We start from the raw sequence: 22,844 nt of genomic DNA, 5'->3' as shown, positions 1-22,844 counted from the left end.
ACATGAGTCATCAATTTAACACACAAGCAGAGCATGATGCTTACGTAGATGAACGTAAAAAATCTTCAACTCTTTGGAGTATTATCATGGCATCTTCTCTAGGAACGCTTATCGAATGGTATGATTTCTATATTTTCGGGAGTTTAGCGGTAGTTTTATCTACTAAATTCTTCCCAGCAGATAATCCTACTGCAGCATTTTTATCTACTCTAGCCACTTTTGCAGCTGGATTCGTAGTAAGACCTTTCGGAGCTTTATTTTTCGGAAGATTAGGAGATATTATTGGTAGAAAGTACACTTTCTTGGTTACTTTATTAATCATGGGATTCTCTACTTTCTTAATCGGGTGTATTCCAAGTTACGAAACCATCGGTTTTATGGCACCTGTTTTAGTATTAATTCTTCGTTTATTACAAGGTTTAGCACTTGGTGGTGAATACGGAGGTGCAGCAACTTATGTAGCAGAATACGCAGAACACAACAGACGTGGTTACTGGACTTCTTGGATTCAGACCACTGCCACTTCTGGTTTATTCATTTCACTTATCGTGATTTTGGTGACTAAAAGTTCATTAACTGCAGAAGAATTTGACAATTGGGGATGGAGAGTTCCTTTCTGGATTTCTATTTTAATGGTGGGCGTTTCTTATATCATTAGAAAAAACATGAAAGAATCTCCACTTTTTGCAAAAGCTAAAAAAGAAGGAAAAACTTCTACCAATCCATTAAAAGAATCTTTCGGGAATAAATACAACTTCAAATATGTTTTATTAGCATTATTCGGTGCTGTAATGGGACAAGGTGTAGTTTGGTACACTGGTCAGTTCTACGCAATGTCTTTCATGCAAAAAGTAATGAATATAGAATCTGCACAAGTAGACTCATTAATGGCAGCCGCATTATTTATCGGAACTCCATTATTCGTATTATTCGGTTGGTTATCTGATAAAGTAGGAAGAAAACCTATTATGATGCTTGGTCTTTTACTGGCAATTTTCGCGTACAGACCAATTTATAACCAAATGTTTAAACTGGGTGATTTCTCTCAAAAACAAGAATTAAAAGACAAATTCACTTCTGAAGCAACTGCCAAAGTTCTAGAAGGAACTAAAGTAGACTCTGTTTACACTACTCAAAAATTCTATACAGATGGAAGCAATATAAAAGAAGTGGTGACTAAACATCTAGAAAACGGAAAAGTTTTACTAGACGAAAAAGGAAAAGATAAAGTAGAAACTAAAATCACGAAAACAATAGACAGCACTACCAAATGGACACTTGCTTTCTGGGTTTTCTTACAAGTTGTTTTCGTAACGATGGTTTATGGACCTATTGCTGCTTTCTTAGTAGAAATGTTCCCAATCAGAATTAGATATACTTCTATGTCACTTCCTTATCATATTGGTAATGGTATCTTCGGAGGTTTATTGCCTGCAGTGGCTACTTATTTGGTAACCTCGGCTAAAGACGCTGGAAATCCAGAATATTACTTACAAGGTTTATGGTATCCAATTATCGTAGCGGCAGTGAGTTTAATCATCGGGGTAATTTACTTAGACGGAAAAGATAGAAATGTAGAGGATTAAAAATGTGATCATTTGTGGATGTGATCATTTGTTAATCAATTTCAAAATCTAATTTCTATTTAAAATCATCTCATTATCACATTTTCAAATTATCTAAATAAAATTTATTAACTTTAAAAAACAAAAAAATGGACGCAATAAAAAAAATATTAGGTATCGTTTGGCTAGCTCTAGCAGCAGTGGTAGCTTACCTTGGATTGACTGTTCTAGGAATTCCAAAAATAACTTCGGGTAAACAAGAAGACTTGGTTTTCGGGAGCATCATCGTTTTTATTTTAATGCCTATTGTGGTAGGTGGATTAGCAACTTTCGGATGGTATTCTCTGAAAGGCGAATATTCTGCCGATAAAAAATAATTTTTGGTATCAGAAATAAGAGATTTCAGCTTTTCCAAAATTTGGAAAACTGAAATCTCCATCTGATTTTTAGATAACCCTTCTGAAAATGAAAAAAAGACACGAGCAAAAATTGGTGATTCTAAGTATGGTGCTTTTTGTATTGTTCAATGCACCTATTTTGCTTTTGTTTAATCAGGTAAAAGCCTATTTTGGGCTTCCTTTTATTTACATCTACATTTTCGGAATTTGGCTAGCTTCAAGTACTATTTCTTTTGTAATATTTAAAAAATTTGATGAATAATTTACAGTTATTTGCCATCATCATGCTTTATTTAGCACTTTTGTTCTTCATTGCTTACTGGGCAGAGAAGAAGAAGAGTAATTTTTGGGCGAATAATCCTTACATTTATTCCCTTTCATTAGCGGTATATTGCACCGCTTGGACGTATTACGGAAGCATCGGCGTTGCCGCTAATCAAGGTTTAGAATATTTGGCGATTTACATCGGTCCTATCATTATTATTCCCGCTTGGATTGTCATCAATAATAAAATTATTAGAATTTCTAGAGTCAATAAAATCAGTTCAATTGCCGATTTTATTTCTTTGAGATACGGAAACAGCAGGTCTTTTGGCGCACTGATTTCCATCGTTTGTATTCTCGCGATTATTCCATATATCGGAATCCAAATTAAAGCGATTTCAGACACCTTTCATCAGATTACCCTTTCTGAAAACTCAGACAATGTTTTTACCGATACTGCGACTTATGTGGTGATTCTTATTGCTATTTTTTCATCTTATTACGGAACGAGGTATGTAGATGCTTCAGAAAAAAGATTGGGAATTATTTCTGCAGTAGCTGTAGAAAGTTTCTTAAAATTGATATTCTTTGTAGTCCTCGGTTTATTTGTAACCTATGGAGTTTTCAATGGTTTTGAAGACATCTATGAACAAGCTCAAAAATTTGAAGATTTCGCCGCTAAAAATACTTTTAATGGATTAGAAGGAAGCATTAATTTTGCGATTACATCTCTCCTTTCTATGTCTGCCATTTTCTTATTGCCAAGACAATTCCACACCACAATTGTAGAAAACAGAAAAGAAAAACACTTGAAAACAGCCATCTGGTTATTTCCACTTTACCTTTTGATTTTTAATTTTTTTGTATTCCCAATTGCATGGGGCGGAAGAATTCTCTTTGAAGGTCAAAATGTAAATCCAGAGCTTTTCCCCATTCTAATTCCTCAAAAATTTGGGAATATATTGGTTTCTGTAATGGTATTCTTAGGTGGATTGAGTGCCAGTGTTTCTATGATTATTATTTCGAGTATTACGCTTTCTGTCATGCTTTCGAACAATGTCATTATTCCTTACGGTTGGATAGACACTTTCAAGAAAAATCCAGAAAATTTCAATACGAAGAATATTGTGAGCATTAGAAAAGTAAGCATTTTCATGTTGATTATTTCTGCGTTTTTATTCTACAAATACCTCATCATCAAATCCAGTTTATTCTCTGTAGGTTTGGTTTCATTTGTACTCATTGCTCAATTAGCACCTTCATTTTTTGGAGCTATCTTTTGGAGAAGAGGCAGTTATTATGGTGCTGTAACAGGAATTATCGCGGGAGTTATTATTTGTTATGTGAACTTAATTATTCCACAATATATCCAGACTATTAACCCAGAATTTTCATTGGATAATTATAGAATACTTGATTTTTTTAGAATTCCTTATCTGTCTACCCTTGCTCAAGTTTTTTTCTGGAGCATTTTAGTCAATTCTTCCCTTTTTGCAGTGATTTCAGTAAGTGTAAAAGGCAATTACAGAGAGCGAAATTTTGCAGAAATTTACATTGACATAGACCAATATATTCAAAATCACGAAGGCGCATACATCTGGAAAGGAAAAGCAAATATTTCTGATATTGAAAAAATTCTGGTAAGATTTTTAGGTGAAAAAAAGACCAAACAAGCGCTGAAAATCTTTAACACAAAATATAATATTACAGATGAAACAGATACTGCTGACTCGCGTTTGATTAAATTTTCAGAAAACCTTTTGGCGGGAAGAATTGGTACTGCTTCTGCAAAAATTTTAGTGGAAGGTGTAACCAAAGAAGATAAAATTTCTTTGCCAGAAGTGCTCAATATTTTAGAAGAATCTAAAGAAAATATCACCCTCAATAGAAAACTTACCGAACAGTCTAAGCAACTGAGAAAACTTTCTGAAGATTTACAAATTGCCAATACCAATTTGATTGAAAAAGACAAACAAAAAGATGATTTTCTAGATTCTGTAGCCCACGAACTCAGAACGCCAATTACCGCGATTAGAGCTGCCAGTGAAATTCTGTTAGATGATGACGAAATTCCTACAGATATTAAAAAAGAATTTTTAGGAAACATCATTTCCGAGTCTGACCGATTGAACGAAATCATCAATGATATTCTGTATTTAGACAAACTGGAAACAGGGATTATTCAACTCAATATTCAGAAAAATAATATTGTAGAGACTTATCACAAAGCATTGAAACCTATTCAGCATTTGATTCAACAGAAAAATATTCACCACTCTGAAATTGATTTATTAAACCAAAAAGAATACGAATATGATGAAGCCAGAATGATTCAAGTTTTTCAGAATATTTTAGGAAATGCTTACAAATTCACGGATGAAAGTGGCATGATTCAAACTAAATTTATAGAAAAAGATAATCAACTGAACATCAGTATTTTCAACACGGGTAAAAAAATCCCTGAAGAAGATATAGAACTGATTTTCGATAAATTTTATCAATCCAAAAATCAAAACATTAGAAAACCTATAGGAACAGGATTAGGATTAGCCATTTGCAAAAAAATTATAGAAGCGCACAGAGGCGAAATCTCCGCAGAAAATAAAGAAATTGGAGTAGTTTTTAACATTATCTTGAGATTTGAGACATGAAATTTGAGATACTAGATATAAAAATACCAATTATAAAAACATAAAATAACCATGCATCAATTTGAAAAATTAATTTTTTGGCAAAAATCAATTCAATCGCAAAAAAAATATATTTAGCATGTACAGAGATACCCCATGAAGAAAAATTTGGATTTATTTCTCAAATAAAAAGAGCTGCTATTTCCATTCATTCGAATATTGCAGAAGGCGCTGGTAGAAATAGCAATACCGAGTTCAATCATTTTTTAGGAATCGCAAATGGTTCTTCTTTTGAACTCCAAACACAACTTATTTTAATTAAAGAACTAGAATTAATAAAAGAAGAAAAAGTAAACATTTTATTATCAGAATTAAATGAAATTCAAAAAATGATTTACAGTTTTAAAATAAATTTAAAAATCTAAAATCTGATGTCTAACATCTGAAATCTAAAATAAAAATGAAAAAGATACTTATAGCAGACGACGAACACAAAATCATCATGACCTTAGAATACACCTTCCGAAAAGCAGGTTATGAAGTCTTCATCGCAAGAGATGGCTCGGAAGTTTTAGAATTATTGAAGGAGGAAACGCCAGATATTATTTTACTCGATATCATGATGCCCAATGTAGATGGTTACACCACGTTGCAAGAAATAAAAAAACAAGAAAAACTTAATCAATGTAAAGTCATTTTCTTATCTGCAAAAACCAATCCTGCAGACATCGAAAAAGGATTGAGTCTAGGAGCTGATGCTTATGTTACCAAGCCTTACTCTATCAAGAAACTGGTTCAGCAGGTAGAAGAATTATTAACCTAAAAAATTAAAAAAAATCTACAAAATATTAATTGTTTCAGCGTAAAATCTGAAATCCAAATCCAAAAAAATCTAAAATTATGAAAGCGCATGAAATGTTCTTGAACAGTATTGAAAACAAGGAACAATTTTGGGCAGAACAAGCCGACCAAATTCATTGGTTTAAAAAACCTCAAACGATTCTTTCTCAAGGAGAAAACAACTATCCTGTGTGGTTTGCAGATGGAGAGTTGAACGCATGTTATCTCGCCATAGACAAGCACATAGAAGATGGTTATGGTGACCAAGTTGCCTACATTTACGACTCACCCGTTACGGATACGAAACAGAAAATTACTTTTAATGAGTTAAAAGAAAATGTTTCAAAATTCGCAGGAGGTTTGCAATCGTTAGGGTTAAAAAAAGGTGACAATGCCATTATTTACATGCCTATGATTCCTCAAGCTGCCTATGCTATGCTCGCTTGTGCCAGATTAGGAATCACTCATTCTGTGGTTTTTGGAGGTTTTGCGCCTCATGAATTGGCAATTAGAATAGAAGATTGTAATCCAAAAGCAATTATTACGGCAAGTGCTGGTGTAGAAGTAAAAAAGAGAATTCCTTATTTGCCTTTCGTGAAAGAAGCTTATGAAATGGCTTCTCATAAACCTGAACATATTGTGGTTTTTGACCGTCAACTTTGGGGAAATAAAGTAGATTGGGAAAACGAACCTCAACTGACCAATTTTCAAGAATTGTTAGAAAAATCAGAACCTGCAGATTGTGTCCCCGTAAAATCTACGCACCCACTTTATATTCTTTATACCTCAGGAACTACAGGAAAACCGAAAGGTGTAGTTCGTGATACAGGTGGTTATGCTACCGCACTTAAATTTTCCATTGAAAAAATTTATGGCGCAAAACCCGGAGAAGTTTTCTGGGCTGCTTCAGATATTGGTTGGGTAGTTGGTCACAGTTACATTATTTACGGACCGCTCATTAATAGAAACACCTCTATTATCTTCGAAGGAAAACCGATTATGACGCCAGATGCAGGAACTACTTGGAGAATTCTTTCTGAGCACAAAGTTTCTGTGATGTTTACCGCTCCTACTGCTATTAGAGCGATTAAAAAAGAAGATCCAGATGGTGAATTCATCAAAAAATACGATTTATCCCATTTCAGAACCCAATTTTTAGCGGGTGAAAGATGCGATGTAGCCACATTAGACTGGTACGAAGAAAAAGTAGGCATTACTCCTATTGACCATTGGTGGCAAACAGAATCTGGTTGGCCTATGTTATCACTGATGCGTGGTGTAGAAGATGATGGCGTAAAACGTGCTTCCGCTGGAAAACCAATACCAGGTTATGACATTAAAATCTTTGACGAAGAAGGTTATGAACTAGAAGCACACCATGAAGGTTATTTGGTGATAAAACTACCGCTTCCTCCAGGAGCTTTAATGGGAATTTGGGGAGATTACGAAAGATTCCATTACGGTTATTTGGCAAAATTCCCGGGATATTATTTTTCTGGAGATGGCGCCATCAGAGATGAAGATGGATATATTTTTATTACTGGAAGAGTAGATGATATCATTAATGTGGCAGGACACCGACTTTCTACCGCAGAAATGGAAGAAGCCGTTTCTGGACACAAAGATGTTGCAGAATGCTGTGTAGTAGGAATAGAAGACGATTTAAAAGGTCAAATTCCTTTCGGGTTGGTGGTTTTAAAATCTGGAACTCAAATTTCTGAAACCGAAGTTGAAAAAGAAGTCGTAGCATTGGTTAGAGAAAAAATTGGAGCAGTTGCCGCATTAAGAAACATTGTTGTGGTAAAACGTTTACCCAAAACCCGAAGTGGAAAAATTTTGAGAAAACTTATCAGAACTATGTTAGACGGAAAAGAGTTCCAAATTCCTTCTACCATAGATGATGAAGCAATTATTAGTGAACTTCAAGAAAAATTCGAAGAATATAGAAAATAAAGATACTTTCCTTACACAAGGAATATAAAAAAATTAAAATTTGATATGAAAAATTATGTAATTCACGATTTGCCTGATTATTTCAAGCAATACAAAAAATCAATCAAGAATCCTAAAAAATTCTGGGACAAAATTGCAGATGAAAATTTTGTTTGGTATCAGCGCTGGAACAAAGTGGTAAAATTTGACATGGAAGAAGCCAAAATCGAATGGTTTAAAGGTGCAAAACTCAATATTACCAAAAACTGTTTAGACCGACATTTGGCAGAAAGAGGTGATAAAACCGCGATTATCTGGGAACCTAATGATCCAAATGAAGAAGCGCAATACATTTCTTATCGTGAACTTCACGAGAGAGTTTGCAAAATGGCGAATGTTCTTACAGAATTGGGCGTAAAAAAAGGAGACAGAGTTTGTATTTATTTGCCGATGATTCCAGAATTGGCGGTTACCATGTTGGCTTGTGCTAAAATGGGTGCAGTACATTCTGTTATTTTCGCTGGATTTTCTGCTTCTGCGGTAACTTCTAGAGTGAATGACTGCGAAGCAAAAATGATTATCACTTCAGACGGAAGTTACAGAGGAAATAAAGCCATTGACTTAAAAGGAATCATCGATGAAGCCGTAGAAAAAACACCTTCAGTAGAAAAAGTTTTGGTAGTAAAAAGAACAAACACCGAAGTAAAAATGAAAGAAGGAAGAGATGTTTGGTTAGATGATTACTATCCAAAAGCTTCTGCTGATTTCGTTACCAAAATTATGGATGCAGAAGATCCTTTATTCATTCTTTACACTTCTGGTTCTACAGGAAAACCAAAGGGAATGTTGCACACCACTGCTGGTTACATGGTTTACACCGGTTATACCTTTAAAAATGTTTTCAATTATAAAGAAAATGATATTTACTGGTGTACTGCAGATATTGGTTGGATTACAGGTCATTCTTACATTCTTTATGGACCTCTTACTAACGGAGCAACTACCGTTATTTTTGAAGGCGTTCCTACTTATCCAGAGCCAGACCGTTTCTGGGCTGTGATTGAAAAACACAAAGTAACGCAATTCTATACCGCTCCTACTGCGATTCGTTCTTTAGCTAAAGAATCTTCTTCTTGGGTTGAAAAGCATGATTTATCAAGTCTTAGAGTTATTGGTTCAGTTGGTGAGCCTATTAATGACGAAGCTTGGCACTGGTATAATGACCATGTTGGCAAGAAAAAATGCCCAATTGTAGATACTTGGTGGCAAACAGAAACAGGCGGAATTATGATTTCTCCACTTCCTTTTGTTACGCCAACTAAGCCAACTTACGCTACGCTTCCACTTCCGGGAATTCAACCGGTTCTGATGGATGAAAAACGAAATGAAATTACAGGAAATCAAGTAGATGGAAACTTATGTATCCGTTTTCCATGGCCGGGAATTGCCAGAACAATTTGGGGCGACCATCAAAGATACAAAGAAACCTATTTCACTGCTTTCCCTGGGAAATATTTCACAGGAGACGGTGCTTTAAGAGACGAAACAGGCTATTACAGAATTACAGGTCGTGTAGATGATGTGATTATCGTTTCTGGTCATAATTTAGGAACTGCACCTATTGAAGACAGCATCAACTTACACCCAGCTGTTGCAGAATCTGCAATTGTAGGTTTCCCTCATGATATTAAAGGAAATGCATTGTACGGATTTGTCATTCTAAAAGAAACTGGTGAAAGCAGAGACAAAGACCACTTGAGAAAAGAAATCAACATGCTGATTTCTGACACCATCGGTCCAATCGCTAAATTAGATAAAATACAGTTTGTTTCTGGCTTGCCAAAAACACGTTCTGGAAAAATTATGCGTAGAATTTTAAGAAAAATTGCCGAAGGAGATTTCAGCAACTTTGGAGATATTTCTACCCTACTCAATCCAGAAATTGTAGACGAAATAAAAGATGGAAGGATCAACTAATGATTATTGTTAATTTTTGGTCACACGAAAACCTCTCATTTTTGGGAGGTTTTTATTTTCCGTTCAAAATTTTTACATTTGTTCTATGAAAATCGCTTTCCTCGGACCACAAGCTAGTTTTACACAGCTTGCAACTTCACAAATTTTCCCCAATGAAGAACTCTTGCCACAGTCTAATATTTTAGATTGTTTCAAGGCAGTTCAAGATGATTTGGTAGAAAAAGCCGTTGTTCCCCTCGAAAATTCTATCGAAGGAACGGTTTCTATGACGCTGGATTATCTTTATGATTTTGACGGAATTTTTGTGGAAACAGAAGTAGTGATGCCCATTTCTCATCAACTGATGATTCACCCAAATAATACCGAAATTGAGAAAATTTATTCTCATCCTCAAGCTTTGGCGCAATGTTATCATTTTTTGGACAAAGAATATAAAGATGTGATTAAGCAAGAATTCGGTTCTACTGCTGCTGCTGCAAAAAGAGTGGCCGAAAATCCTGAAAAAAAATATGCTGCGATTGCCAATTCTTATGCCGCAAAATTATACGGACTGAAAATCATTCACCAGAATATTCAAGACATTGAACAAAATCACACTAAGTTTATTGTGATTTCAAAAAAGGGAGAAAGACTGAACCTTCCCCATAATAAAACTACCGAAAAAACCTCTCTCATCATTACTTTGCCAGAAGATCATGCAGGAGGTTTGCATCAAGTTCTCTCTGTTTTTGCATGGCGAAAAATGAATTTAACCAAAATTGAAAGCCGAACCCTGAAAACTGGATTAGGAAATTACTTTTTTTTCATTAATGTGGCGAATGAATGGCATCCTGTCTTGTCTAATAACGCCTTAGAAGAACTGAAATCTCTAGGTACAGAAGTGAAATTTTTAGGTCACTATAACGAATACCTACTAGAAAGTTAAACTATTGATTTTTAGTATATTAAATTTATAAATTATAGAAATTTTCAATCTAAATTTATCTAAAAACACTTTCTAAAATCTTTTAATCGCTGTAATTTTGTTTTGAAAATTCAGCGATTTTTTATTGCTGTTTCATCACGGAAGTTTAACCTTAAAACTTAAAAAAATGTCAACTTTAATGAAAAGAAATCCAATGACAGGGTTAAATAGTTTCTTTGATGATTTTTTTACCAAAGATTTATTTAACTGGAATGAAAAAAACCTTACAGAAATGGGATTTACCATGCCTTCTGTAAACGTGAAAGAAACCGAAACCAATTACGAAATTGAAATGGCGGTTCCAGGATTGAAAAAAGAAGATTTTAAAATTAACATCGATCGAAACATTCTTACCATTTCTTCGGAATCTCAAACCGAAAACGAAGAAAGAGATGAGAAGAAAAACTACACCAGAAGAGAATTTAATTATCAATCATTCACCCGTTCATTTACCATGCCTTCTGATATTGTAGATGTAGAACACATCGAAGCAAAATATGACAACGGCATTCTGAAATTGGCGGTTCCGAAAAGAGAAAACGCTAAAAAAGAAGTGAAAACCATAGAGATTAAATAACAAATGGAAACGGTGAGAAAATTTCTCACCGTTTTTTTATTCTTCTAGAAGTTTCTGAATATCTTCTATCAATAATTTTCTGTCTGGCTGGAATTTGCCTTTTAAACTCGCATTTTTTCCTTCTTGATCATCATAATTCAATCCAGAATAATAAAGAATCGGCATGCCATCTTTTCCAAATCTGCATCTCACATTGCCTTCTTTGTCTACCAAAGCCAGCATTCCGCTGTGATTAAGACTTTCTGATTGGTCATCTTTATCGCCTACATAAATATCAAATTCATTGGCTAAATCACCGATGTAATCTCTATTTCCTGTCAAAAAATGCCAATTGTGATTGGTAACGCCTAGTTTTTTGGCATGTGCTTTTAAAAATTCTGGCGTGTCATTTTCTGGATCTATAGAAATGGAAATAATCCCAAAATCTTTGCTCTTAATCGCCTGATCTACGAATTTCAGATTGTTATTCATAATCGGACAAATCGTAGGACATCTCGCGTAGAAAAACTCTACTACATAGACTTTTCCCAGCATATCTGTATTTGAAATTCTACGATTATTTTGGTCGATTAATTCAAAATTTGGCGCCTTCATTACCGTATGAAGACTTTTCTTGAAAAAGTAATTTCCTACGATAAATGCCAGAACAATAGCCACTAAAGCTATCATTTGGTATACCAGCATTTTATTCATTCCAAAACCAGACGCTTTTTTAGGTTTCGTCATGTTCAGAAATTATTTCGCGTATTTTTTTGGATTTTTTTTGAATTCTTCTTTGCAAAGTTTATTGCAGAAACCATAGGTTTTTCCTTTATAAACAGCAGTATCTTTTAAAAACTGTGCTGTTTTCATTCCGCAAATTGGGTCTTCTTCGTTCACCACTTTTACGTCTAGTTTTTGGGTCGTTTTTTTATGGTCATGAACTTTTTTGGTTTCTGGTGTTTGTTGACAAGAAGATAATATAGAAATTGCTACAAAAGCAATGGTTAATGTATATTTCATTTTTTGATTTTTTTAAGTTAAAATTAATTGAATAAAAGTACGAAAATTAATTTCAAACTAAAGGTGGATGAAAAAACTCAGGGTAAAAATCTTGAAAAGTAAAATTAAAGTGATGGATAAAAATTTTCGTTTTTGAAAAATCTTGATGATCTTGTTCTTCTACCGCTAAACTTTCCGTAGGAAGAAATAATTGTAAAAATCCCACTTTCTGAATTTTAGTCGATTGATTTTCAGAAGATTTTGCCATTTCGTGTTTCAAGTAGCATTTTCCGTTGCATCGCAAATCAGGTTCAGATTGGTTTTCGCAGAGCTGAGTAGAAATGTAATCATAATTCACTGCATAATCTAATAATGGCAGCACAGAACGCACTGACATTACCAAAAATAAAAATATGGCAATTACAATTCTCATTTTTTAAAGAATGACAAATTTAAGGAATTTTAAATATAACTCTTTGTGATTTTTGTAACTTTGAGGAAAGCTATTAATCCATGAAAAATATTTTACTCTATCTGCTCATTTTTTTAAGTGTCTTTTCTTTTAAAAAAGAAGAAAAAATAAAATCTAAAGTTGAAAAAAGAACATTAGAAAAAATAAAAAACGACACTATTTTTATTAAAGAAAAATGTGCAGTTTTCATTTCTTGTACTCCAGAAGAAATAGAAAGAGAAAAAAAAGAATATGGAGAAGAAAATTTCTACATTGGTACAGATGATGTAAATTATTATGACTTTGAAGCTCGTACTTTTCTAGAAAATAATAAAATAAAGATAGTGAATGTAAATAATCAAAAGGTGATAGTTTTTCATTCAAAAAAAGGAAATTTTACTATTTTGAGAGATACAATTTCAGAAATTAGCAGCACTTATCTTTTTGAACCCAATCAATTACCGAAACATATTTCTTCTATTGACATTGAAGATGAATACAAAAATTATTTTGGCGAAAAAGACAGTTTAAAATTTTCAAAAAAAGAAGAAACCGTAAAATTCATTTATAATGCAATTGCTTGTCCTTGTGCACAATGGAGCAATTTTAACGATAAAAAATCTACAGAAAAATTTTATTTAGTTAATGACAAAAATTTAATACAAAATGCTGAAGATTTTTGGGATGGTACAAGTTTGCCTTTAATTGTAGAAGCAACCGGTGTTTTTTCTGAAAATAAATCTGTTCCAAAAGATTTTCCACCAAAAGGTTATGCAGAAAGAGAAAAATCGAAGATTTTTAAGTACAGAAAAATTAGATTGATACAATTAGGAAATAAGAAATATTAATATATAATGAAAAAAATAATTCTTTTCTTCATCACCTTTTTCACATTCTATTCTTGTAATTCAACAAATTGCATCAGTAAAAATAATGAAATTTTTAACTTAAATCAATCATTAGAAGAAATAATTCAAATAGAAAATACAGAAATTTTCAGACTAATCTCGGAAGTTGAAATGTCTGGAAGTTCTGATATTCTTGTGATTGAAAACAAAAATGATGTTAATTCAGTTTATTATCTAGAAAAAGAATTTAAAAAGGTAAAAACTTGAAAGGTTCATATCAGTAAAGAAAAATATGAAAAATTCATCAAAGAACTTAAAGAGTTAAACTTTGAAAATTTAGAAAGATATAAAGAAAATGCAGTTGATGATGGTATAAAATATCGATTTCAATATTATTATAACGGGAAATACAATGTGATTACGAGAAACAACCCTCAAACAGGAAAAGGTTTTGATGGCGTTTTTTTGCGAATTACTAATTTAATGTATTCTTTGAAAAAATAATATAGCGTTCCTACGGAACGTATTTCTACGAGCTCATTATTTTACAAACCTTTCGTTCCTATGGAACTTATTTTATTTGGAAATATTTTATTTACACACATAGCGTTCCTACAGAACGCTTCATAAAAATCTAATCTCTATCATCTAGCTTCCTAAGAATATTTTCCCTTCCATTTTTTATGCAATTCTTCGCGAATTTTTCTTTCCGTGGCATTTTCGCCAGGAACATAGAATTGGGTTCCAGAAATTTCATCGGGCAAGAATTCTTGGTTTACAAAATTTCCTTCGTAAGAATGGGCATATTGATATTCTTTGCCATAATCTAAGTCTTTCATCAACTTTGTAGGTGCATTTCTAAGATGCAACGGAACTGGCAAATTCCCGGTTTGTTTTACTACAGCAAGTGCTGCATCAATCGCTTTATAAGTAGAGTTGGATTTCGGTGAACAAGCCAAATAAACCGCTGTTTCGCTCAAAATAATTCTAGATTCAGGATTTCCAATGACATTTACCGCTTGAAAGCAATTATTGGCAACCGTCAAAGCATTTGGATTCGCCAAACCAATATCTTCTGCTGCTAAAATGAGCATTCTGCGTGCTATAAATTTTACATCTTCACCACCCGTAATCATTCTGGCAAGCCAATATACCGCTCCATTTGGGTCAGAACCGCGCATGGATTTGATAAACGCCGAAATAATATCATAGTGTTGTTCCCCATTTTTATCATAAAGCGCCATCGTTTCTTGCAAAACCGAAAGCACATCTTCGTTAGTGATTTCTTTTTCTTTTACATTTTTGAATTGATTGAGAACCAATTCTATAGAATTAATGAGTTTTCGAGCATCGCCACCAGAATATTGAATCAGCGCTTCTTTTTCTTTGAGTGTAAAATGCGTTTGTTCTTCTTCATTGTATCTGGAAAGGGCTATTTCTGCGAGTTCTTCTAATTTTTCAAAACTGAGAGACTTCAAGACATACACTTGTGAACGAGAAAGCAACGCCGAAACCACTTCGAAACTCGGATTTTCTGTAGTGGCTCCAATTAAGACTATCCAACCTTTTTCTACCGCATGAAGCAATGAATCTTGTTGAGATTTATTAAAACGGTGAATCTCGTCTATGAACAAAATCGGTGATTTTCCTGTGAAAAGATTCTGTTTTTTAGCATCTTCTATCACTTCTCTCACTTCTTTTACTCCAGAAGAAACCGCCGAAAGTTTGAAAAATTTCCTTCCAGAAGTAGAAGATATAATTTCTGCCAAAGTAGTCTTTCCTGTTCCGGGAGGTCCCCATAAAATGAGAGAATTGAGTGTGTCATTTTCTAGCATTTTACGGATGGTTCCGTTGTCTCCAGTAAGATGTTCTTGCCCTAAAACTTCGTCGAGTGTTTTAGGTCTGAGTTTTTCGGCTAAAGGAATATTTGGGTTCAATTTTTTTGGGTTTGAGATACAAATTTGAGAAAATTTTTAAGATTTTCTATTTGAATTTGATTTTAAATTCCGTTAAAGTATAAAATCTTTAAATTTTGGCTAAAGCCAAATGGAATTTTCTAAAAAAAGAAACGGGCTAAAGCCCGTTCCTATTGATATTTTTAAAATTCGCGAATTTATTCTTTTTACTATTTCTAAAATTTGAAACCTATTCTTTTTAAGAAAGTGAAAAGAAGAAAAATGGTGAAAAATAGCCGTGATGCTGCCATTGTTTGAGCTCTTTTTTTTGTTGGCATAAGCTTTGGAAAAAAAGCGAGTGGCTGCAGCACGAAGACAAGTGAAAAAATATAGAAAACGTGTGCTTCTAAAAATTTTAACCCATAATGTGAAAACCACCATCTACATGACGAATTTCGCCTGTAATTCTAATGTCTTTTCTGAATAAATGCACTACTTCATGAGCTAAATCTTCGGGATTTGCATTTCCTAAAGGGCTGATTCTATTGGCTCTTTCTACATCTTCAATTTTTAGCGTAGCATTTCCTGCTTTACTTCCCATATATGGTGAAAAACGAACACAATTTGCTCTAATGCCGAAATCTCTTCCTAATTCATAAGCCATTTCAATCGTCAACCTTTCTAATGCTGCTTTTGCAATACTCATATTGATATAAGGAAAGAATGAAACCTTCTCTGCTGCAATGTAACTTAAAGTAACTATAGATGCTCCGTTTTGTAAAACTTTACTTTTCAATAATGCGTGAGAAAGGCTTATTAAAGAAAATGCAGACACCGTCATGGTATCATTAAATTCATCTGCTGTAACTTCCAGCATGGGTTTTACAGATTTCTGACGAATGGTTTTGTCCATAGCAATTGCATGAAGAAAACCATTAAGCTTAACATTCTTTTCATTTAGAAAATCTGTGAGAGCCTCTAAACTTTCTGGCAAGGTAATATCTAATGGAAAAGTTAGCACATTTTCTCCTAATAATTTTTTACAAGCATTTTCAAAATCATTGTAAGATTTATTAAGAAAACTTTCTGCTTTTTCTGAAAGATTTTTATGAAATGGAGTTACGCCAAGACCTGTACACACTACGTTTCCGTTATTTTTGATGATTTTTTTGGCAACGTACATAGCGAGTGAATTTTCGTCTGCGATTCCTGTAATTAAAAAGGTTTGATTAGTAAACATAATAAAATAGGGGGTTAGAAATAATTGATAAAATTTTTAATACACTTCTGAAATTCTAGACTTTATATAAGGCTGCTCCCCAAGTCCAACCAGAACCTACGGCTGCAAAAAGTAAGGTATTCCCTTCTTTTATTTTTCCACTTTTATAGGTTTCGTCTAAAACTATTGGGATGGTTCCCCCAGAAGTATTGGCGTATTTATCCATATTGGTCATTACTTTTTCAAACGGAATATTTACTTCTTCTGCTACTTTTTGTAAAATTCTAACGCTTGGCTGATGAGGAATCACCCAGTCAATATCATTTGCCGTTAAGTTATTATCTGCTAAAACTTCGTGAATTACTTCTGGCAATACTTTAGTCGCTGTATTAAAAACTTCTTTTCCATTCATCTGGAAATAGTGAAGCCCTTGTTTGATGGTTTCTTCACTTGCCGGAATTTCACAACCACCAGCTGGAATATTAAAATGATATTTTCCTGTACCATCTGCATGAAGTTTAAAATCTATAAACCCTTTGTCTTCAGTAGTTGCCGATAACAATACCGCTCCTGCTCCATCTCCAAAAAATACAGAATCTTTACGTGACCAATCTGTAATGCTCGAAAAAACATCAGCTCCTATCACCAAAACATTTTTATACATTCCGGTTTGTATAAATTGGCTACCAATGGCTAAACCATAAATTCCGCCCGAACAAACTGCCGAAATATCAAAAGCGACAGCATGAGGTGCATTTATTTTTTCTTGTACGAAACAAGCCGTAGAAGGCGCTTGTCTGTCTGGTGTAGAAGTAGCTACGATAATGAGGTTTACCTCTTCAGCTGTAATTCCAGCATCTTCTAGTGCAATTAAAGCCGCTTTAGAAGCCAAATCACTGGTTACTTCACCTTCTACAATCCTGCGTTCTTTAATTCCTAAATTTTTAAAAATCCATTCATCATTAGAACCTACTGCTTCAAAAAAATCATTTTTTATCACTTTTGGCGGAGTATAAGAACCCGTCCCTTTGATATACGCTCTCTTCATAATCTTATTATTTTATAAACAAATGTCATGATAAAAACTGTAAATAAAAAATATTAAGGCATTTTTTTATCATTTTAAAAATGAATAAGACAAATTTTTACAAAATTCATTGCTAATCTTCTATATTGAAATTAATAATTTAAAAATCAAGTTTCAGAAAAACTTAAAAAAAACTTACATTTGTATTTTATACCTCATGCTGAATAAAATTCTCATATTTCCGCTCATTGTATTGATCAAAATATATCAATACGGAATTTCTCCATGGTTGGGAAAAAACTGCAGATATGAGCCAACATGTTCGCATTATACGGTGGAAGCATTAAAAGTTCACGGACTTTTTAAAGGAATTTATCTCAGTGCAAAGAGAATTTCTAGCTGTCATCCTTGGGGAGGAAGCGGTTACGATCCTGTTCCGCCCAAAAAAGAGCATCAACATTAAAAAAATACTAACAAATCAATAAAAATATATGAATTTAGCTACGCTATTATATTTCACTTGGGATCCTTCTAAAGGAATAGAAATCGGGACTTTCACCTTACATTATTACAGTTTAATGTTTGTTTTGGCCTTCGGAATTGGCTACTATTTATTTGTAAAAATGTTTAAAATAGACCACGAAAGCGAAAAAAGTTTAGACACCATTTTCACTTGGACTTTAATCGGAACGATTCTCGGCGCGAGATTAGGTCATGTAATTTTTTATCAACCCGAATTATTTAAACAAGATTTCTGGAGTGTTTTCTTGCCTATTCAGACGGTTCCAGAATTTAAATTCACAGGATTTTCAGGACTTGCAAGTCACGGTGCGGCGATTGTTTTGGTTATTTCTACCATTATTATTGCGATAAAAGTTTTGAAGAAAAATCCACTTTGGTTATTAGATAGATTGGCCATTACTGTGGCTTTAGCTGGTTTTTTCATCAGAATGGGAAATTTTTTCAACTCAGAAATCGTAGGAAAACCAGCACCAGATTCACCATTTGCGGTATTATTTCCTCAACAAAGTATGGAATACGGAGAAATTGTTCCACGTTATCCTACTCAATTGTTTGAGGCATTTTCTTATTTAGCATTATTTTTTGTAATGTGGGGAATTTATCTTTACACGAAGAAAAAATACAGTCAAGGTTGGCTTTTCGGGTTTTTCTTTGCTGTACTTTGGACCATCAGATTTTTAGTAGAATTCTTAAAAGAACCTCAAGGAGAAGAAAAAATCACCCTTGGAATTCTCAATACAGGTCAGGTTTTATCAATTCCATTGGTCATTATAGGATTAGCGGTAATGCTTTATTCTAAAAATTTCAAATACGAAGACAAATTCTAACATCATAAAAAAGGGAAACAGTAAATAGTTTCCCTTTATTTTTGTAAATATTTAAAAACTTCGCCAATATGCTGAATGACATCTGAAGCGAGCATTGCTTCTTTGGAATGTTTTTCGGCGGTGAAATCCGCAGCTTTCCCATGAAGCCAAACTCCAAAAATCGCTGCATTTTCAGGCGAATAACCTTGTGCTAAAAACGAGGTGATAATCCCCAACAAAACATCTCCACTTCCGCCTTTTGCCAAGCCAGAATTTCCTGTAATGTTATAAAATACGTTTCCTTCAGGAGTGATGATTTGGGTATGATGACCTTTGAGCACAATATAAATTTTCAATTCTTTTGCCTTTGATTTGGCTAATACTAATCGCTCAAAAGAATCTTTGGATTCTCCAAAAAGTCTAGAAAACTCTTTAGGATGAGGCGTAATAATTGATTTTTTTGGAATTAAATTTAAATTTTCTGAATTTTTGGAAATCAAATTTAACGCATCTGCATCTAAAACCAATGGCTCATTATAATTTTTGAGAAAATGCATTAATTTTTCCTCAGTTTCGTAATCTGTTCCCAATCCTGGACCTATTCCATACGTGAAATCATTCTCTACCAAAAAATTTTTAATAAAGTCTTCTCCACCGTATAAATACATGGCTTCGGGACAAGTGGTTTGCAGAATTTCATAACCGCATTTTGGCGCCAAAATATAAGTTAAACCGCTCCCGGAAAACAAAGCTGATTTCGTGGCCAAAACCGCAGCTCCAATTTTCCCAAAACTCCCTGCTATAATGCATGTTTTGCCATAATTTCCTTTGTGAGAAATATCTTTTCTTTTTTTATAAATTTTTCTAATGACTTCTTCGTCTATAATATAATGAGGCGTTTCAGTATTTTTTATATATTTTTTATTGATTCCGATTTCTAAAATGTGAATTTTACCACAATATTCGCTGATTTCTGGATGCAAAAATGATTGTTTGCAAAACTGTAAAGACAAAGTTTCATCTGCTTTGAAAACGACTGCATTTTCGGGAATATTTCCATCTGCAAAAACTCCTGAAGGAATATCAATCGCTATTTTATGAGCATGAATTTGGTTGAGTTGTAGAATGATTTTGGCTATTTCACCTTCGATTTTTCTGTTCAATCCTGTACCGAACAAAGCATCAATAATAATGGAATCTTCATTAATGAAATTTTCCTTAAAATCGGTAAAATCTAGAATTCTGATTCCTAAAAACTCTTTTAATCTATGGTAATTGATTTCCGCATCTTTTGAAAAATCTTTCTTACTTTTATCAATGAATACATCTACATCAAAACCTTTTTCATAAAGCAATCTGGCTGATGCTAAACCATCTCCTCCATTATTTCCGTTGCCACAAAAAATAAGAATATTTTGCGTTTTAAGATACTTATGGTGAATAAAATCTGTACAAGCCATCGCTGCTTTTTCCATTAAATGAACAGAAGCAATGGGTTCATTTTTGATGGTAAATAAATCTCCATTTTTAATTTGAGCAGCTGAAAAAATTTTCATAACAGGGATTGTGTTTTACAAATTTACAACAAAAAATAATCAATATAGAGACTGTTTTTAGCTAAAATTTTTAACAAATTTCAAAGAATATTTAGATTAAATTTTTACATTTGTTAAAATATAAATTATAAAACTATGGGATTAATAAAAGAATTTAAAGAATTTATTGCTAAAGGAAATGCAATGGATTTAGCAGTAGGAGTAATCATAGGTGCTGCTTTCGGAAAAATTGTTAGTTCATTGGTAGATGATGTCATCACTCCTGCTTTACTAACACCAGCTCTAAAGGCTGCAAACTTAGAAAAAATCCAAGAATTAAAAACTGATGGTGGAATTTTATATGGTAATTTCCTTGCTGCTGTACTCAGTTTCTTGATTATTTCTTTTGTCATCTTTTTATTGATAAAAGGGATTAATGGAATGAAAAAGAAAGAAGAACCTGCTCCAGCTGCACCTGCAGGACCAACACAAGAAGAACTTTTAGCAGAAATAAGAGATTTATTAAAAAACAAATCATAAAAATAATACAAAAAGAAACTCCGAAAATTTTCGGAGTTTTTTATTATGAAATTTTTAAAATACTTGCAACCTGCATCGCCAATTCTTCACCAATTCTGTCTTGCGCTTCTAAAGTAGACGCTCCAGTATGAGGTGTTAATGAAATTTTAGGATGGGTAAGAATTTTTTCTGATGGTGTAGGTTCATTCACGAAAACATCTAATCCCGCAAAAGAAACTTTACCCGCGTCTAATGCTTCTATTAAGGCTTCTTCATCTATTACTCCACCTCTTGCACAATTGATTAACGCTACTCCATCTTTCATTTTAGCGATTTCTTCTTTGCCGATAATCGCAGATTTTTGAGCAGGAACGTGAAGCGTAATAAAGTCCGCTTTTTTTATCACTTCATCGAAAGGTTCGGTTACAATTTCTATATCGATATATTGATTGTTTTGGAAATCTAATCTAATACTCGTTTTATCTATCATTAGATCAGAAGCAACAACTTTCATTCCTAATCCTAGTGCTATTCTTGCGACTTCTTGACCAATTCTACCCAAGCCAACAATACCAATGGTTTTCTCTCTTAATTCTAAGCCTTTTTCGTAAGATTTTTTAAGTTTCGCAAATTCAGTTTGTCCTGAAACTGGCATTTTTCTATTAGAATCTTGTAAAAATCTGCATCCTGTAAATAAATGTGCAAAAACCAATTCTGCCACGCTTTCAGATGAAGCAGCTGGTGTATTGATTACATGAAGTCCTTTTTCTCTAGCGTATGCTACTTCTATGTTATCCATTCCTACTCCACCTCTTCCTATGATTTGTAGAGATGGGCAGTTGTCTATGATTTCCTTAGTCACCTTAGTTGCACTTCTTACCAAAAGTGTTCTGATTTTTTCTGCATTGATGTAAGAAACAAGTTCTTCTTGAGGAACTTTTTCTGTAATTACCGTGAAACCTTTTTCTTCTAAAGCATTGATTCCTGATAGTGTCAATCCATCATTTGCTAATACCTTCATTTATATTTTTTTAGATTAATCATTAAAATTTTAGAATCTATAAATTCTTGTTGCTCAAAAATTTTGTCTTTAACAAGAATTTCAGCAGCAGCATTTGTATATTATGCTCCAATATCTGATTTTCAAGTTGCAAAGTTAGAGAAAATTATAGATATTAAATCCCTAATTAATAAAGGTTTTTTAAAAATTTTACGCACAAAAAAGCTATGTAAAGTATAAAAAATTCAAATTTCTAAAATCAATTCTTTATCTCGTAGATTATCATTAAATTTGAAAAGTCGAACAATTATGGAAGAAAAAGTAGTTTTAGTTACCGAAAATGATGAAGTTCTGGGCTTGATGGAAAAACAACAAGCACACATCAATGGTTTGTTGCATAGAGCGTTTTCTGTATTTTTATTTAATTCAAAAGGCGAAATGCTACTCCAGAAAAGAGCCGCCGAAAAATACCATTCTCCCAATCAATGGACCAATGCTTGTTGCTCCCATCCTAGAGCGAATGAAACCTATGAAGAAGCAGCCAAAAGAAGATTAAAAGAAGAATTAGGAATAGATACAGAAATTTCAGAAAAATTCTATTTTATTTATAAAGCAGATGTAGGTGGAAATCTTTGGGAGCACGAATTAGACCATGTTTTCGTAGGAAATTACGAGGGAGATTTTCAACTCAATTTAGAAGAAGTAGCCGAAGTAAGATACATTTCTATGGAAAATTTAGACCAAGAAATGAAACAAAACCCTGAACTTTTTACTGAATGGTTTAAAATCATTTTAGAAGAATACAAACATCATCTTTAAGGTAAAGGTAAAGGTAGAGGTAGAGGTAAAGGTAGAGGTAGAGGTAAAGGCAAAGGTTAAAAATTAAAAAATATC

General features: G+C 33.3%; 24 protein-coding genes. 16 read left to right on the top strand and 8 right to left on the bottom strand.

What is annotated here, in order from left to right:
* Positions 1–2 precede the first annotated feature (2 nt).
* The 10 genes from ACT53I_RS03335 (at position 3) to ACT53I_RS03290 (ending at position 11,147) form a co-directional block, all read left to right on the top strand.
* Positions 3–1,586, top strand: coding sequence for an MFS transporter (locus ACT53I_RS03335; RefSeq protein ID WP_476078420.1), 1,584 nt, complete (start codon positions 3–5; stop codon positions 1,584–1,586).
* A 128-nt stretch (positions 1,587–1,714) separates the two neighbouring features.
* Positions 1,715–1,942, top strand: a complete 228-nt coding sequence (locus ACT53I_RS03330; RefSeq protein WP_069796554.1) for a DUF6814 family protein — start codon at positions 1,715–1,717, stop codon at positions 1,940–1,942.
* An 88-nt stretch (positions 1,943–2,030) separates the two neighbouring features.
* Positions 2,031–2,225, top strand: coding sequence for a hypothetical protein (locus ACT53I_RS03325; protein WP_476078419.1), 195 nt, complete (start codon positions 2,031–2,033; stop codon positions 2,223–2,225).
* Positions 2,218–4,878, top strand: coding sequence for an ATP-binding protein (locus tag ACT53I_RS03320; protein WP_476078418.1), 2,661 nt, complete (start codon positions 2,218–2,220; stop codon positions 4,876–4,878). Before ACT53I_RS03325 ends, ACT53I_RS03320 begins: the two co-directional genes overlap by 8 nt.
* A 77-nt stretch (positions 4,879–4,955) precedes the next feature.
* The gene (locus ACT53I_RS03315; RefSeq protein WP_476078417.1) at positions 4,956–5,282 is read left to right on the top strand and encodes a four helix bundle protein; all 327 of its coding nucleotides are present in this window, start codon (positions 4,956–4,958) and stop codon (positions 5,280–5,282) included.
* Between the two features lie 35 nt (positions 5,283–5,317).
* Positions 5,318–5,680, top strand: a complete 363-nt coding sequence (locus tag ACT53I_RS03310; RefSeq protein ID WP_213188855.1) for a response regulator transcription factor — start codon at positions 5,318–5,320, stop codon at positions 5,678–5,680.
* 77 nt (positions 5,681–5,757) lie between these two features.
* A complete protein-coding gene (locus ACT53I_RS03305) occupies positions 5,758–7,650 on the top strand; it encodes an acetate--CoA ligase (protein ID WP_476078416.1) in 1,893 nt (630 codons plus the stop codon).
* Between the two features lie 45 nt (positions 7,651–7,695).
* The gene (gene acs / locus ACT53I_RS03300) at positions 7,696–9,606 is read left to right on the top strand and encodes an acetate--CoA ligase (RefSeq protein WP_104792522.1); all 1,911 of its coding nucleotides are present in this window, start codon (positions 7,696–7,698) and stop codon (positions 9,604–9,606) included.
* Between the two features lie 85 nt (positions 9,607–9,691).
* Positions 9,692–10,531, top strand: coding sequence for a prephenate dehydratase (gene pheA / locus ACT53I_RS03295; protein ID WP_476078415.1), 840 nt, complete (start codon positions 9,692–9,694; stop codon positions 10,529–10,531).
* A 193-nt stretch (positions 10,532–10,724) separates the two neighbouring features.
* Complete coding sequence (locus ACT53I_RS03290; protein WP_409619845.1) at positions 10,725–11,147, top strand: Hsp20/alpha crystallin family protein; 423 nt, start codon at positions 10,725–10,727, stop codon at positions 11,145–11,147.
* A gap of 36 nt (positions 11,148–11,183) precedes the next feature.
* Here ACT53I_RS03290 and ACT53I_RS03285 read toward each other — a convergent pair whose 3' ends face one another.
* From ACT53I_RS03285 to ACT53I_RS03275, 3 genes are read right to left on the bottom strand one after another with little or no spacing between them, the layout of a single operon-like run.
* A complete protein-coding gene (locus ACT53I_RS03285; RefSeq protein ID WP_476078414.1) occupies positions 11,184–11,873 on the bottom strand; it encodes an SCO family protein in 690 nt (229 codons plus the stop codon).
* A 9-nt stretch (positions 11,874–11,882) separates the two neighbouring features.
* Positions 11,883–12,149, bottom strand: coding sequence for a YHS domain-containing protein (locus tag ACT53I_RS03280; protein ID WP_374364367.1), 267 nt, complete (start codon positions 12,147–12,149; stop codon positions 11,883–11,885).
* A 52-nt stretch (positions 12,150–12,201) separates the two neighbouring features.
* On the bottom strand, positions 12,202–12,561 hold the full coding sequence (locus ACT53I_RS03275; RefSeq protein ID WP_476078413.1) for a hypothetical protein: 360 nt from the start codon (positions 12,559–12,561) through the stop codon (positions 12,202–12,204).
* 80 nt (positions 12,562–12,641) lie between these two features.
* Between ACT53I_RS03275 and ACT53I_RS03270 the strand changes: the two genes are divergently transcribed.
* Both ACT53I_RS03270 and ACT53I_RS03265 read left to right on the top strand, forming a co-directional pair.
* On the top strand, positions 12,642–13,427 hold the full coding sequence (locus ACT53I_RS03270) for a hypothetical protein (protein WP_476078412.1): 786 nt from the start codon (positions 12,642–12,644) through the stop codon (positions 13,425–13,427).
* A gap of 6 nt (positions 13,428–13,433) precedes the next feature.
* On the top strand, positions 13,434–13,694 hold the full coding sequence (locus ACT53I_RS03265) for a hypothetical protein (RefSeq protein ID WP_476078411.1): 261 nt from the start codon (positions 13,434–13,436) through the stop codon (positions 13,692–13,694).
* Positions 13,695–14,083: 389 nt separating this feature from the next.
* On the opposite strand, the gene ACT53I_RS03260 is transcribed toward ACT53I_RS03265, so the two are convergent.
* The 3 genes from ACT53I_RS03260 to ACT53I_RS03250 all read right to left on the bottom strand — a co-directional run bounded on the left by ACT53I_RS03260 (position 14,084) and on the right by ACT53I_RS03250 (position 17,589).
* Positions 14,084–15,364, bottom strand: a complete 1,281-nt coding sequence (locus tag ACT53I_RS03260; protein ID WP_476078410.1) for a replication-associated recombination protein A — start codon at positions 15,362–15,364, stop codon at positions 14,084–14,086.
* A gap of 373 nt (positions 15,365–15,737) precedes the next feature.
* A complete protein-coding gene (locus tag ACT53I_RS03255) occupies positions 15,738–16,562 on the bottom strand; it encodes an enoyl-ACP reductase FabI (RefSeq protein ID WP_213195757.1) in 825 nt (274 codons plus the stop codon).
* A gap of 55 nt (positions 16,563–16,617) precedes the next feature.
* Complete coding sequence (locus ACT53I_RS03250) at positions 16,618–17,589, bottom strand: beta-ketoacyl-ACP synthase III (protein WP_213195756.1); 972 nt, start codon at positions 17,587–17,589, stop codon at positions 16,618–16,620.
* Between the two features lie 196 nt (positions 17,590–17,785).
* Between ACT53I_RS03250 and yidD the strand changes: the two genes are divergently transcribed.
* Positions 17,786–18,031 carry a membrane protein insertion efficiency factor YidD gene (gene yidD, locus ACT53I_RS03245; RefSeq protein WP_069796578.1) on the top strand — a complete coding sequence of 82 codons (246 nt, stop codon included), beginning with the start codon at positions 17,786–17,788 and terminating at the stop codon, positions 18,029–18,031.
* A gap of 28 nt (positions 18,032–18,059) precedes the next feature.
* Positions 18,060–18,917 carry a prolipoprotein diacylglyceryl transferase gene (gene lgt / locus ACT53I_RS03240; RefSeq protein WP_069796581.1) on the top strand — a complete coding sequence of 286 codons (858 nt, stop codon included), beginning with the start codon at positions 18,060–18,062 and terminating at the stop codon, positions 18,915–18,917.
* Positions 18,918–18,952: 35 nt separating this feature from the next.
* Here lgt and ACT53I_RS03235 read toward each other — a convergent pair whose 3' ends face one another.
* Positions 18,953–20,452: an NAD(P)H-hydrate dehydratase gene (locus ACT53I_RS03235; protein ID WP_476078409.1), complete on the bottom strand. Its 1,500-nt coding sequence runs from the start codon at positions 20,450–20,452 to the stop codon at positions 18,953–18,955.
* Between the two features lie 135 nt (positions 20,453–20,587).
* Between ACT53I_RS03235 and mscL the strand changes: the two genes are divergently transcribed.
* Positions 20,588–20,971 (top strand): large conductance mechanosensitive channel protein MscL, encoded by a 384-nt coding sequence (gene mscL / locus ACT53I_RS03230; protein ID WP_476078408.1) that lies wholly within the window; start codon positions 20,588–20,590, stop codon positions 20,969–20,971.
* A 43-nt stretch (positions 20,972–21,014) separates the two neighbouring features.
* Here the strand turns inward: mscL and ACT53I_RS03225 are convergent, their stop codons facing one another.
* Positions 21,015–21,971, bottom strand: coding sequence for a D-2-hydroxyacid dehydrogenase (locus ACT53I_RS03225; protein ID WP_476078407.1), 957 nt, complete (start codon positions 21,969–21,971; stop codon positions 21,015–21,017).
* 288 nt (positions 21,972–22,259) lie between these two features.
* Between ACT53I_RS03225 and idi the strand changes: the two genes are divergently transcribed.
* Positions 22,260–22,769: an isopentenyl-diphosphate Delta-isomerase gene (idi, locus tag ACT53I_RS03220; RefSeq protein WP_476078406.1), complete on the top strand. Its 510-nt coding sequence runs from the start codon at positions 22,260–22,262 to the stop codon at positions 22,767–22,769.
* Positions 22,770–22,844: the final 75 nt, after the last annotated feature.

Source organism: Cloacibacterium sp. DMC96, from assembly GCF_056313765.1.
Note: the sequence above shows the minus strand (reverse complement) of the source record. Positions and strands in the feature narration are given on the sequence as shown.